The sequence below is a fragment of the Kaistia granuli DSM 23481 genome (assembly GCF_000380505.1).
In the GTDB taxonomy this organism is placed as follows: Bacteria; Pseudomonadota; Alphaproteobacteria; order Rhizobiales; family Kaistiaceae; genus Kaistia; species Kaistia granuli.
Map to the genome: position 1 here is coordinate 26,968 of NZ_AQYH01000016.1, position 12,604 is coordinate 39,571.

Annotated in this window: 15 protein-coding genes and 1 tRNA gene; 6 read left to right on the forward strand and 10 right to left on the reverse strand. The window is 66.7% G+C overall.

Annotation, left to right across the window (positions count from 1 at the left end; genetic code table 11):
* Window positions 1–99: 99 nt before the first annotated feature.
* A tRNA-Ala gene (locus tag G342_RS0118975) sits at window positions 100–175 on the reverse strand.
* Window positions 176–351: 176 nt separating this feature from the next.
* Here G342_RS0118975 and G342_RS26305 point away from each other — a divergent pair.
* The gene (locus G342_RS26305; protein ID WP_018184749.1) at window positions 352–642 is read left to right on the forward strand and encodes a YggT family protein; all 291 of its coding nucleotides are present in this window, start codon (window positions 352–354) and stop codon (window positions 640–642) included.
* Window positions 643–680: 38 nt separating this feature from the next.
* Window positions 681–956: a DUF167 family protein gene (locus G342_RS26310; protein ID WP_051094360.1), complete on the forward strand. Its 276-nt coding sequence runs from the start codon at window positions 681–683 to the stop codon at window positions 954–956.
* 7 nt (window positions 957–963) lie between these two features.
* On the opposite strand, the gene G342_RS0118990 is transcribed toward G342_RS26310, so the two are convergent.
* From G342_RS0118990 to typA, 4 genes are all read right to left on the reverse strand, one after another.
* Window positions 964–1,452 (reverse strand): YqhG/Tai3 family protein, encoded by a 489-nt coding sequence (locus G342_RS0118990; RefSeq protein WP_018184751.1) that lies wholly within the window; start codon window positions 1,450–1,452, stop codon window positions 964–966.
* A 3-nt stretch (window positions 1,453–1,455) separates the two neighbouring features.
* Entirely contained in the window at window positions 1,456–1,986 is a 531-nt protein-coding gene (gene ppa, locus G342_RS0118995; protein WP_018184752.1) for an inorganic diphosphatase, read from the reverse strand.
* Window positions 1,987–2,134: 148 nt separating this feature from the next.
* Window positions 2,135–2,647, reverse strand: a complete 513-nt coding sequence (locus G342_RS0119000; RefSeq protein ID WP_026304609.1) for a GNAT family N-acetyltransferase — start codon at window positions 2,645–2,647, stop codon at window positions 2,135–2,137.
* Window positions 2,648–2,771: 124 nt separating this feature from the next.
* Window positions 2,772–4,592, reverse strand: coding sequence for a translational GTPase TypA (typA, locus tag G342_RS0119005; RefSeq protein ID WP_018184754.1), 1,821 nt, complete (start codon window positions 4,590–4,592; stop codon window positions 2,772–2,774).
* Window positions 4,593–4,846: 254 nt separating this feature from the next.
* Between typA and G342_RS0119010 the strand changes: the two genes are divergently transcribed.
* On the forward strand, window positions 4,847–5,299 hold the full coding sequence (locus G342_RS0119010) for a MarR family winged helix-turn-helix transcriptional regulator (protein ID WP_026304610.1): 453 nt from the start codon (window positions 4,847–4,849) through the stop codon (window positions 5,297–5,299).
* Window positions 5,300–5,398: 99 nt separating this feature from the next.
* On the opposite strand, the gene G342_RS0119015 is transcribed toward G342_RS0119010, so the two are convergent.
* The 3 genes from G342_RS0119015 to G342_RS0119025 are packed head-to-tail and all read right to left on the reverse strand — an operon-like array spanning window position 5,399 to window position 8,520.
* Window positions 5,399–6,319 (reverse strand): phosphate/phosphite/phosphonate ABC transporter substrate-binding protein, encoded by a 921-nt coding sequence (locus G342_RS0119015; protein ID WP_018184756.1) that lies wholly within the window; start codon window positions 6,317–6,319, stop codon window positions 5,399–5,401.
* A gap of 3 nt (window positions 6,320–6,322) precedes the next feature.
* A complete protein-coding gene (locus G342_RS0119020; RefSeq protein WP_018184757.1) occupies window positions 6,323–7,300 on the reverse strand; it encodes an adenosine deaminase in 978 nt (325 codons plus the stop codon).
* Window positions 7,300–8,520 carry a phosphopentomutase gene (locus tag G342_RS0119025; RefSeq protein ID WP_018184758.1) on the reverse strand — a complete coding sequence of 407 codons (1,221 nt, stop codon included), beginning with the start codon at window positions 8,518–8,520 and terminating at the stop codon, window positions 7,300–7,302. Before G342_RS0119025 ends, G342_RS0119020 begins: the two co-directional genes overlap by 1 nt.
* 173 nt (window positions 8,521–8,693) lie before the next feature.
* Here G342_RS0119025 and upp point away from each other — a divergent pair, with 173 nt between their 5' ends.
* Window positions 8,694–9,323, forward strand: a complete 630-nt coding sequence (gene upp / locus G342_RS0119030) for a uracil phosphoribosyltransferase (RefSeq protein ID WP_026304611.1) — start codon at window positions 8,694–8,696, stop codon at window positions 9,321–9,323.
* On the opposite strand, the gene G342_RS24690 is transcribed toward upp, so the two are convergent.
* Window positions 9,285–10,166 (reverse strand): transglutaminase-like domain-containing protein, encoded by an 882-nt coding sequence (locus tag G342_RS24690; protein WP_051094362.1) that lies wholly within the window; start codon window positions 10,164–10,166, stop codon window positions 9,285–9,287. The two genes, upp and G342_RS24690, sit on opposite strands and share 39 nt — an antisense overlap.
* A 126-nt stretch (window positions 10,167–10,292) precedes the next feature.
* Between G342_RS24690 and moeB the strand changes: the two genes are divergently transcribed.
* Window positions 10,293–11,042, forward strand: coding sequence for a molybdopterin-synthase adenylyltransferase MoeB (moeB, locus tag G342_RS0119040; RefSeq protein WP_018184761.1), 750 nt, complete (start codon window positions 10,293–10,295; stop codon window positions 11,040–11,042).
* 42 nt (window positions 11,043–11,084) lie between these two features.
* Here the strand turns inward: moeB and G342_RS0119045 are convergent, their stop codons facing one another.
* Window positions 11,085–11,264: a hypothetical protein gene (locus G342_RS0119045; protein ID WP_018184762.1), complete on the reverse strand. Its 180-nt coding sequence runs from the start codon at window positions 11,262–11,264 to the stop codon at window positions 11,085–11,087.
* 242 nt (window positions 11,265–11,506) lie between these two features.
* Here G342_RS0119045 and G342_RS0119050 point away from each other — a divergent pair, with 242 nt between their 5' ends.
* Window positions 11,507–12,565 carry a LacI family DNA-binding transcriptional regulator gene (locus tag G342_RS0119050; RefSeq protein ID WP_018184763.1) on the forward strand — a complete coding sequence of 353 codons (1,059 nt, stop codon included), beginning with the start codon at window positions 11,507–11,509 and terminating at the stop codon, window positions 12,563–12,565.
* Window positions 12,566–12,604 lie beyond the last annotated feature (39 nt).

The window sequence follows — 12,604 nt, forward strand, 5'->3', positions numbered from 1 at the left end:
TGATGGCAGCATTCTGAGAAAAGCAAATTGCACACCCACGACACGCTCACTACTGGCATTCAGTGAATACTGATCGCTTATGTGAGCGATTGAGGTCGTTGGTGGAGCCGAGGGGAATCGAACCCCTGACCTCTGCAGTGCGATTGCAGCGCTCTCCCATCTGAGCTACGGCCCCGTCGCGTGGCGACGGCGGCCATTTAGGAGGCGGCGCCGATCCCTGTCAAGCGGCTCCGATGCGACCTCCGGGCGTCAGCGCCGTCCCCGTTTGCCGGGGCGGGCGGGTTGCGGCGCGGGCGGGTCGCCGCTACATGAGAAGCTTCGAATTTCTCCACGACCGCCCCCGGGAACCCCATGCGCGCCATCCTCGACGTTGTTATGATCGCCCTCAACCTCTACTGGTGGGTCGTGATCGCCAGCGCTCTCTTCAGCTGGCTCTACGCCTTCGGCGTGGTCAACCCGCGCAACCAGATCGTCTCGTCGATCGGCAAGTTCCTGTACCAGGCGACCGAGCCGGCGCTGCGCCGGATCCGCGCCTTCATGCCGAGCCTCGGCGCCATCGACATCTCGCCGGTCATCCTGCTGCTCGGCATCATCCTGATCCAGCAGGTCATCATCCGCTACGTCTACCCGAACGTGTTTTGAGCGAAGCGGGCTTCTTTCGCGTCGGCGCCGGCCATGTCATGGTCCAGCTGCGCCTGACGCCGAAGGGAGGCCGCGATGCGATCGACGGCGTCGGCGAACTGGCCGATGGCCGCAAGGTTCTGCTGGCGCGGGTGCGCGCCGCGCCGGAAAAGGGCGCCGCCAATGCCGCGGTGGAAGGGGTGCTGGCGAAGGCGCTCGGCCTGCCGCGCTCGGCGGTGACGCTGGTTTTCGGCCAGACGGCGCGGCTGAAAAGCCTGCGCGTCGATGGCGATGTCGGGGAGATCGCGGCGAGGCTCGAGGCGCTCGCCGGCTAGGCGCCCGCTAGTGCGTGTAGAGGCCGCGGAGCGAGCTTTCGGCCCACAGGATGTCGCGGATACGCCAGCCGCCGTCCTCGCCGCGCACGAGCTGGAGGTCGACGCGCTTCGGCGCGCCGAAATTGGCGAAGGCGACATGGCCCTCGGCCCGGTCCGGCGTCACCGCCTCGACGGCGACGGTGAGATCCGTGATGTCCCAGTCCTGCGCGTCGATGAACATGTCGCCGTCCATGCGCGGGACGTCGCCGGCCGCCGCCGCCTCTTCGCCGTCGGCGATGATCAGCTCGGCCAGCCGCGGCTCGAACAGGGCGCGGATCGTTTGGGCGTCGTCCAGCACCATGCCGTCGCCGCCATTCGCGTAGCGCTCGTAGATCGCCGCCACAAAGGCTTGCGGATCGTCGCTGGCGAGCGACGATCCGGTGTGTGTCGCCATGCCCGACGCGGCCAGCGTCGCGACCAGGAAAAGGTGCGCGACGCCGCGCCGCGTGAGCGACATGGCTCAGACCTTCTTGGCGCGCTCGATGGCGTCGAGGATCAGCTGCTGCGCCTCTTCGCGGTCGCCCCAGCCGATGATCTCGACCCACTTGCCGTTTTCGAGATCCTTGTAGTGGCGGAAGAAGTGCTCGATCTGCTGCAGCGTGATCTCGGGCAGGTCCTTGTAGGACTCGACCTTCTCGTAGCGGCGGGTCAGCTTGGTCGACGGCACGGCCAGGATCTTCTCGTCCTCGCCGCCCTCGTCGCGCATCTTCAGAACGCCGACCGGGCGGCAGTTCATGATGGCGCCGGGAACGATCGCCCGCTGGTTGGCGACGAGCACGTCGATCGGATCGCCATCGCCGCAGAGCGTGTGCGGAACGAAGCCGTAATTACCGGGATAGCGCATCGGCGTGTAGAGGAAGCGGTCGACGTAGAGCGCGCCGGCTTCCTTGTCCATCTCGTACTTGATCGGCTCGCCGCCGACCGGCACCTCGATGATGACGTTGATGTCGTGCGGGGGATTCTTGCCGATCGGAACAGCATCGATGCGCATGGCGGTACCTCAAGTGAAAAGGGCGGCTACCCTTTACGGGGCACGATCCCGGGCCGCAAGTGCCAATCCACCGCAGCGCAGCATTGGAGGCCCGGATGGCAGGGGAAGGCCAGCGACGATGGGATCGGGAGCGAGTAGGCCGCAGCCCTCAGCCGCGGGCGAAGGCGAAGGCGACCTTGGCCAGCGTCTTGTCGCCGAAGCGTTCGCTGCCGCGCGCTACCTTGCGGCCGCCGGCATTCTTGTAGAAGCGGCAGGCGCCCTCGTTCTCGGCCAGCGCCCAGACGACGGCGGAATCGAAGCCGTGCCGCAGCAATTCGCGCCGCGCCGCCAGGAACAGCCGCGTGCCGAGGCCGACGCCCTGATATTCGGGCCGCATGTAGATTTCGTAGATCTCGCCGCGTTGGACCAGGTTTCTCGCCCGGTTGGGGCCGAAGGTGGCATAGCCGACCACGGTGCCGCCGACATCGATGACGACGATGCCGGTGCCGCGCCGGATCGCCCGGCTCCACCAGTTTTCGCCGCGCCTCGTGATCATCCGGCCGAGCTCGCGCGCGGGGATGAGGCCGTCATAGGCCTGACGCCAAGCGCTATCGTGAACCGCGGTGATGGCTTCCGCGTCACTTGCTTCTGCGCGACGGACACCGATCGACAGAGTGCTCATGTCGATCAAGATATGTCCGAGCTTCGCGTCGGGGAAGGGGGTTTCTGCTTTCGCGACGCGGTCTTTGTCGTCGCGTGACAACGGCATCACGGCGGCGCCCGTCGGGGCGCCGCCGGAAACCGTGTTAGCCGGCCTTGCTGGAACGGTCGGCGCGCTTGCGCTCGACGGGATCCAGGATCGCCTTGCGCAGGCGGATCGACTTCGGCGTCACTTCGACCAGCTCGTCGTCCGAGATCCAGGACAGCGAGCGCTCGAGGGTCATGCGGATCGGCGGGGTGAGGCGGACGGCCTCGTCCTTGCCGGCGGCGCGCACGTTCGAGAGCTTCTTGCCCTTGAGCACGTTCACTTCGAGATCGTTCTCGCGGGTGTGCTCGCCGACGATCATGCCGCCATAGACCTTCCAGCCGGGCTCGATCATCATCGGGCCACGGTCTTCCAGGTTCCAGAGTGCGAAGGCCACGGCCTCGCCCTGGTCGGTCGAGATCAGCACGCCGTTGCGGCGGCCGGGGATCTCGCCCTTGTGCGGGGCATAGGCGTGGAACAGGCGGTTCATGATCGCCGTGCCGCGCGTGTCGGTCAAAAGCTCGCCCTGGTAGCCGATCAGGCCGCGGGTGGGCGCATGGAAAACGAGACGCTGGCGGTCGCCGCCGGACGAGCGCAGCTCGACCAGGTCGGCCTTGCGCTCGGACATCTTCTGCACGACGACGCCGGAATGCTCCTCATCGACGTCGATGATGACTTCCTCGATCGGCTCCAGCGTCTGGCCGGAAAGGTCCTTCTGGAAGACCACGCGCGGACGCGAAACGGCCAGCTCGTAGCCCTCGCGGCGCATGTTCTCGATCAGGATCGCCAGCAGGAGCTCGCCGCGGCCGGACACGATGAACGAGTCCTTCTCGGTCGATTCCTCGATCTTCAGCGCGACGTTGCCTTCCGCTTCCTTCATCAGGCGGTCGCGGATCATGCGGCTGGTGACCTTGTCGCCCTCGGTGCCGGCGAGCGGGCTGTCATTGACCATGAAGGTCATCGACACGGTCGGCGGATCGATCGGCTGTGCCTTGATCGGCTCGGTGACGGCCGGATCGGCGAAGGTGTCGGCGACCGTGCCCTTGGTCATGCCGGCGATCGCGACGATGTCGCCCGCGACGCCTTCCTCGATCGGCTGACGCTCGATGCCGCGGAAAGCCATGATCTTGGAAACGCGGAACTGCTCGACGGTCGAGCCGTCCTGCGACAGAACCTTGAGCATCTGCGTCGGCTTGACGGTGCCCGACGAGATGCGGCCCGTGATCAGGCGGCCGAGATAGGGGTTGGCTTCGAGCAGCGTTCCGATCATCCGGAACGGGCCTTCCTCGACATGCGGGGCCGGCACGTGCTTCAGCACCAGTTCGAACAGCGGGCCCATGCCCTCGTCATGCGACGCGTCGGGCGAATTGGCCATCCAGCCATGCTTGCCGGATCCGTACAGGATCGGGAAGTCGAGCTGCTCGTCGGTGGCGTCGAGGGCGGCGAAGAGGTCGAACACCTCATTCACGACTTCCTGGATGCGGGCGTCGGCCTTGTCGACCTTGTTGATCGCGACGATCGGCTTCAGGCCGAGCTTCAGCGCCTTGCCGACGACGAACTTGGTCTGCGGCATCGGACCTTCGGCGGCGTCGACCAGAACGATCACGCCATCGACCATGTTCAGGATACGCTCGACCTCGCCGCCGAAATCGGCGTGGCCCGGTGTATCGACGATGTTGATCCGTGTATCATGCCAGACGATCGAGGTCGCCTTGGCCAGGATGGTGATGCCGCGCTCCTTCTCGATGTCATTCGAATCCATGACGCGTTCGGCCACGCGCTGGTTGTCGCGGAAGGAACCGGACTGCTGCAGCAGCTTGTCCACGAGTGTTGTTTTGCCATGATCGACGTGCGCGATGATGGCGATATTGCGAAGAGTCATTTGCGAATCCGAAAAGGCGCGGCGGCGTCGGACAGGTGCCTCGAGACGGCCGGCATATTTTGCGGCGCAAAATGATCGAATTATCCGGAAAACGCAACCTCCCATCCGGAGGGCCGACTCGGCCCCCGCCGGGCGGTTTTATCGCGCCGTCGCGCCGTTTCGAATGATCAAGTAATGATCAAACAATTTCTTGACTTTCTCGCAAACTTTTATCTATAATCTGTATATCTTATTATAACGTGGAGGGTCAGAATTTGGCTGCCGTAACGGAAGACCCTCTTGGTTTCCTGCTTGTCGATGTCGCGAGACTTTTACGGCGACGATTTGAGAAAGCATTAGAAAATGCTGGGCTCGGTTTGACAGTTGCTGAAGCCAGGACTCTTGCTTTTGTCAGTCGGCACCCAGGTCTTCGCCAGTCTACCTTGGCAGATGAACTTTGTGTCGAACCGATGACATTGGTCGGATTTCTAGATCGCCTGGAGGCGGCGGCGCTGGTGGAGCGTATTCCCGACCCGGCAGACAGGCGCGCCAAGCTCATCCGGCTGACGCCGAATGCCGCCAGCATCGTTCGCCGAATTCGCGCGATCGGCAAGCAGGTGCGGGAGGACGCCGAACGTGGCGTCGATCCCGTCGCCATCGAGTCGATGCGGGTCGCCCTGCTGAAGATCCAGGACAATATTCTCGCCACCGAAGGTTCCGTCGCCTGAACGGTGTGGAAAAGGCGACGCGCCGTCCTGGCAAGGCGCCCGAATGGTCGCGTCGGGCGACGGACTGACGGTTCTCGAGCGGATATCCAGGCGCTTGCATCAGTCTTTCGCGGGCGCCACGTTGAGCAGGATCGCCAGATTGTCATAGAGCGACGGCTCTGCGGCGACGAAGCCGCCCGGGAAGCCGCGCTCGATGGCGTCATAGGCCTCCGGCGCCGCCGTCTGCATTTCCGTCAGCGCCCGCAGCAGCGCCGCCTTGGCCTCGACCGGCATGTCCTTGCGAACGGCATGCGGCCCGAACGGAATCAGCTGCGATTGCCAGATCACCCGCAAGGTCGAGGGCGGCAGCGTGCCGTCGCCGGCGAGCCTTGCGAACGGGCCGGAGCCGGTCTCTGGGCTGAGCGGATCGGAGGCGGACGACCACGCCGTGGCGAGATCGGCCTCGTCCTTCGCCAGCGCCGTCAGCGCGGCCTCGCTGTCGCCGGTCTCGACGATGCGCAGGAAATAGCTCGCCGGGTCGATGCCCTCCGCCGCCAGTCCCGCCAGCGGCGCCCGTCGACCGGACAGCGAATCCGCCGCGCCGACGGCGAGCCGCAGATTGCGGGCATCGGCCAGCGTGGTGATCGGGCCGTCCTTCTTCGCCACCAGCAGTGCCCGGAAGCCGAGTTCATGGTCGACGGTCGTCGGCTGGGCGATCGCCTCGGCGCAGTCGCAGCGCTGGTTGAGCGCAAGATATGCCAGCGACGACAGCACGCCATACTGGATCCGGCCGGTCGACTGCGCCTCGATCAGCGCCTCGTAGTTGCGGGCCGGAAACAGTTCGACCGGCACGGCGAGACTATACTGCAGATGCCAGCGGAACTTCTCCAGCCGGGCGACCTCATAGGTCGGATTGTCGCCGGCGACGAAGCCGATCTTCAGGGTGCCGAGATCGTCGCGCCAGCCGGCTGATGCCGGGGCAACGCCCTGCCAGGTGACGGCGAGGGCGAGGGCGAGGGCGGCGAGACGGTTGCGGCGCATGACTCAGCCTTCCAGCCTGGCCAGGAGGCGGGCGCGCGTCGGCGCATCGACGAAAGCGGCCTCGATCGAGGTGCGGGTCGCCTCGGCGAGATCGGCATGGGAAAGGCCCAGGTCGCTGGCGAGCCAGCCATATTCGGCGCCGATCGACGAGCCGAAATAGGGCGGGTCGTCGGAGCTGACGGTGACGCGCACACCGGCGTCGCGCAGGCGGGCGAAGGGATGGCTGGCGATGTCGGGATAGAGGCCGAGCGCCACATTCGAGCCGGGGCAGAGTTCCAGAACGATGTCTTCGTCGACGATTCGGCGCACGAGGTCCGGATCCTCGATGGCGCGCACGCCATGGCCGATGCGGCTGACGCCGAGATGGTCGAGCGCGTCGCGCACGCTCTCCGGCCCGCCGAATTCGCCGGCATGCACGGTAAGGCCGAGTCCGGCCTCGCCGGCGATGCGGAAGGCGTCGGCGAAATCGCGGGGATGGTGCATGCGCTCGTCGCCGGCGACGCCGAAGCCGGTGACCAGCGGGTGCGGTTCGTTCACCACCGTCTCGGCGGCGACGAGGATGCGGGCGGGGCCGTAATGGCGCACACCGGTGGCGATCATCCGGCCGACGATGCCGGTCGCGGCTTCCGCGTCGCGGATGCCCTGCGCCAATCCCTCGACATAGTCGCGATAGGAGAGGCCCGAGGCGAGCGCGTGATCGGACGAGATGAAGACCTCGCCATAGATCGCACCCTCGGCGGCGAGGCTGGAGAAATAGGTGAAGGTGAGGTCGCGATAATCCTCCGGCGTGCGGAAGACGGCGCTCGCGCGGTCATAGGCGCCGAGGAACGAGGTGAAGTCGTGCCAGGCGAAGGCGCCGGTATCGTCGAACAGGCCCGAGAGGTCGATGCCGTGCCGCGCGCCGACATGGCGGACCAGCTCCGGCGAGGCCGCGCCCTCGATATGGCAGTGAATCTCGGCCTTCGGGATCGTCGCAACCATTAGAGAAAACTCCGTCCATGGGGTCCGGGCGCCAGCCCGAGATGCGCGGCGATCGTCTCGCCGATATCGGCATAGGTGTCGCGCGCGCCGATGTTCCTGCCGGGTATTCCGGGCCCGAAGGCGAGAACCGGCACCTGCTCGCGGGTGTGATCGCTGCCGCGCCAGGTCGGATCGCAGCCGTGATCGGCGGTGATGACGACGAGGTCGCCGGGCTCCAGCGCCGCCTCGATCTCCGGCAGGCGGGCGTCGAAGGCCTCGAGCGCGGCGGCATAGCCGGCGACGTCGCGGCGATGGCCGTAGAGCATGTCGAAATCGATCAGATTGGCGAAGACCAGATCGCCCGGCCCTGCCTTCCCGAGCGCGGCGAGGGTGGCGTCGGTAAGCGCCGCGTTGCCGGTCGCCTTGGTAACCTCGGTGATGCCCTGATGGGCGAAGATGTCGCCGATCTTGCCGATGGCATGCGTGCGGCCGCCGGCCGCCACGACGCGGTCCAGGAGCGTCGGCTCCGGCGGCTTCACGGCATAGTCGCGCCGGTTGCCGGTGCGCTCGAAGGTCTCGGCCGTCTCGCCGAGGAACGGACGGGCGATGACGCGGCCGATGTTCAGCGGATCGACCAGGCGGCGCACGATCTCGCAGAGCGCATAGAGCCGCTCGAGGCCGAAATGGGTTTCGTGCGCGGCGATCTGGAAGACGGAATCGGCCGAGGTATAGGCAATCGGCTTCAGGGTCCGGATATGTTCCTCGCCGAGTTCCGCCAGGATTGTCGTGCCGGAGGCATGCTTGTTGCCGAGGAGGCCGGGGAGCTTCGCCTCGCGCACGATGGCGTCGGTGAGCGCCGCCGGGAAGCAGGGCTCTTCCTCCGGAAAATAGCCCCAGTCGAACGGCACCGGCACGGCGGCGATCTCCCAATGGCCGGACGGCGTGTCCTTGCCGTTGGAGATCTCGGCCGCGTGTCCGTAGAGGGCGCTCCTGTCGTCCGGCTCGCCGAGGCCGGCCGGCCAGCTGCCGCTCGCGCCCTCCGCCGCGGCGCCGAGGCCGAGGCGGGCGAGATTGGGCAGCGCCAGCGCTCCCGCGCGCAGACCCGCCCGGTCGCCGCGCCCCTCGGCGCAGGCGGCGGCGATATGGCCGATCGTGTTCGCGCCCTCGTCGCCATAGGCGGCCGCGTCGGGCGCGCCGCCGATGCCGACGGAATCGAGAACAATCAGGATGGCGCGGGACATGGATGGGACAACCTGTGCGAATGGAACCGGCAGGATAGGAGGCGAGGCCACCCGCCACAAGTCGCCGTTCGATGGGGACAGCGGCGGCGCGCGGGCGGCGCGACGCTGCCACCGGTTTCCAGCGCGGGAACGGCGCGCTACGGTGGCGCCATCCAGTTCAAGAGAGGCCAATGATGAACGGCGTGACGGTGATCAACCACCCCCTGGTGCAGCACAAGCTCACCATCATGCGCGACAAGCACACGTCGACGGCCGGCTTCCGCCGGCTGCTGCGCGAGATCTCGACGCTGCTCTGCTACGAGGTGACGCGCGATCTCGAAATGACGACGACGACGATCGAGACGCCGCTGACCGAGATGGAAGCGCCGACGCTGGCCGGCAAGAAGCTGGTCTTCGCCTCGGTGCTGCGCGCCGGCAACGGCCTGCTAGAGGGCATGCTCGATCTCGTGCCGGCGGCCCGCGTCGCCCATGTCGGCCTCTATCGCGATCCGAAGACGCTGCAGGCGGTCGAGTACTACTTCAAGGCGCCGGATTCGCTCGACGAGCGTCTGACCATCGTCGTCGATCCGATGCTGGCGACCGGCAATTCGGCGATCGCCGCCGTCGATCGGCTGATGGAGCGCGGCGCCAAGGACATCCGCTTCCTCTGCCTGCTGGCGACGCCGGAAGGCATCGCCAATTTCCAGGCCGTGCACCCGACCATCCCGATCTTCACCGCCTCGATCGACAAGAAGATCGACGACCACGGCTATATCGTTCCCGGCCTAGGCGACGCCGGCGACCGGATGTACGGCACCAAGTAGCTCGGACGGCCGTCCCGGCGCATTGCCGGCGGACGACGGCTCGATCTCCTCGGTGACGACGGAGAAATTCACCAGCGTGGCGTTGCCGAAGGAATTCGTCAGCGCCACGTCGGTGGCGTCGCGGCCGCGCGCCATGACGACGCGGCCGATGCGCGGCTTGTTGTGGCGGGCGTCGAATGTGTACCAGCGGTCGCCCAGATAGGCCTCGAACCAGGCCGAGAAATCCATCGGCGCTGGATCGCGCGGCACGCCGATATCGCCGAGATAGCCGGTGCAATAGCGGGCCGGGATGTTCATCGCCCGGCAGAGCGCGATCGCGAGATGCGCGAAATCGCGGCAGACGCCGAGCTGCTCGCCATGCGCTTCCAGCGCGGTGCGGGTTGGTCGCGCCAGCGCATAGTTGAACGTCAAATGGTTGTGGACGTAGTCGACGATCGCCTGCACGCGCTGCCAGTTTTCCGGCAGGTGGCCGAAGAGCGGCCAGGCGATGAAGCCGAGATGATCCGTCTCGCAATAGCGGCTGCCGAGCAGATAGACGAGGCATTCCTCCGGCAGGTCCTGCACCGGCAGGATGCGGGCATCCGGCGCGATCGGATCAGGTTCGCCGTCCGATTCGACGATACCCCTCGCCCACAGGCGGGTCTGGCCGGCCGGCAGCACCGTGCGGCTGGCCAGATTGCCGAAGCCGTCGAGATAGGTGTCGATCGCCAGCGCCGGTTCGGAGGCGACATAGTCATGCTCGATCACCCGGTCGCCGAGGCTCGGATGCACCCGCAGCATCATCAGCATCGGGGTCGGCTGCGGGCATTCGAAGGCGATGTCGTATCCGATGCGGATCTGCATGGCGGGCGCTTCCTCGAAAAATGGTTTCATTTCCCAATGCCGCAATGCAGCGAAACGTTCCGTCGCGTCGCGCGGCGTCGCGACGGCGATCTCGCCATCGCCGCCGTCCATGCCTAAGATCGGGGCATGATGTTCTCGTCTGACGAAATCGAACGCTATGCGCGCCACTTGCTGCTTGCCGAAGTCGGCGGTCCCGGCCAGCAGAAGCTGAAGGCGGCGCGCGTATTGGTTCTGGGCGCCGGGGGGCTCGGTGCGCCGCTGATCCAGTATCTGGCCGCGGCGGGTGTCGGTACGATCGGCATCGTCGACGACGATGTCGTCGCCCTTTCCAACCTGCAGCGACAGGTGATCCACGACACCGACTCGGTCGGCGCGCCGAAGGTCGAGAGCGCCCGCGCGTCGATCGCGCGGCTCAATCCGCATGTCGTGGTCGAGACGCATAGACTGCGCCTCGACGCTGAAAACGCCGATGCGCTGATTTCCGGCTATGACGTGGTCGCCGACGGCACCGACAATTTCGAGACGCGCTTTCTCGCCGCCGACCGCTGCGCCGAGCTTGAGCGGCCGCTGGTCACGGCCGCCGTCGGCCGCTTCGACGGCTCGCTGACGACGCTGATGCCCTGGGAGTCGAATGCCGAGGGCGCCTTGAATCCGCGCTTTCGCGATCTCTTCCCGGAGCCGCCGCCGCCCGGCCTGTTGCCGAGCTGCGCCGAGGCGGGGATTCTTGGCGCGCTGACGGGAATTCTCGGCAGCTTGCAGGCGGCGGAGGTGCTGAAGATCATCTTGGGGATCGGCGAGCCGCTGATCGGCCGGCTGCTGCTGGTCGACGCGCTCTCGATGCGCTTCGAGACGATCCGCTACAAGCGACGGAAGTAGGTGGCGGGGCGAGGCCGGTCCACCGCGGGGCGAGCCCCTTTGTCAGCGACCGAGGCCGAAGCCGGCCAGGATGGCGAGGAACGGCACGGCCGGGTGGCGCGCGCCGCGCTGGTCCCTCGATCCGCCCTGCGGCGTCTCGACATCTGGTACTTCGGCGGCCGGCGGCGTCCGCTCGAAGCGGGACTGATACAGGCTCTTGAACAGATAGCTGGCGGGAATCATGGCGATTCCTCCTGGTCAACGATGGTGAGTGAATCGATTCAATCTATGAGCGGAGTCACGCTGATTGAACCGTTTCAAGCTATGAGGCTCACAGGCTGTCGTCAAGCGTAATTTGAACCGATACAAGAGATTGTGATATCGTCGCGCCGGGCGTGGCCCGAGACCGGGCGAGCAGCCGGTGGTGGCGTTAGGGCTCGGGCGTCTATACAGGGAAGGTTCCGGCGACAGATGAGCGGAGTGACATGAATCGCGTGGTCAAGCTGTCCGACGTGGCCAAGGCCGCCGGCGTTTCGCAGGGCACGGCTTCCAACGCCTTCAACCGCCCGGAGATTGTGCGACCGGAAGTGCGCGAACGGGTCGAGGCCGCGGCGCGCGAGCTCGGCTATGCCGGGCCAGATCCGAAGGGCCGGCTGCTCAGAGCCGGCAAGGTCAATGCGATCGGCGTGGCGACGACCGAGACGCTCGACTATTTCTTCGCCGATCCCTATGCCCGCGCCATGATGGCGTCGATCTCCGCCGCCTGCGACCTGCGCGGCGCCGGCATCTCGCTGATCTCCGCCGCCAATGAAGAGAAGCTGGCCTGGAACATCCAGAGCGCCATCGTCGACGGACTGATTCTGCTCTGCATCGAGGGCGGCGAACGGCTGGTCGAACTGTCGCGCGAGCGCCGGCTGCCCTTCGTGGCGCTGCAGCTCGCCGCGCCGGACGAGACGATCTCCACCATCGGCATCGACGAGTTCGACAGCGCCCGCGCCGCCGCCCGCCATATCGGCGCGCTTGGCCATCGCGACGTCGCCATCGTCGCGCTGGAGCTGGTCGACGATCGCGTCGGTCCCGTGTCGCCGGAGCAGGTCGACGCCGCCTTCTATTCCGGCTCGCGCGACCGCATCCGCGGCTATCTCGCCGGGCTGGCGGAATTCGGCGTTGCACCGGAGCGCGTGTCGGTCTTCGAGACGATGAACAACGCGCCGACGGTGATCGCGGCGCTCGAACATTTCTATGCCGATGGGCGCGCGCCGACGGCGCTGCTCTGCATGTCGGACCGCGCCGCGCTGATCGCGCTCGACTGGCTGCGCGGGCGCGGCCTGTCAGTGCCGGGCGATGTCTCGGTGATCGGCTTCGACGGCGTGCCCGAGGGCGCGGTGTCGGATCCGCCGCTCAGCACCGTGGCGCAGCCGATCGCCCAGATGGGCCGGATGGCGGCCGAAATGATCTTCGAGGGCATCGACGGCCCGCGCCGCGAGCGCGTCGAGGTCGAGCTGGTCGTGCGCCAGTCGACGGCGCCGCCGAGGGTAAGATAGGGCCCGTCTCCAGCGGCGGCAGCTTGGATTTCCGCTTCC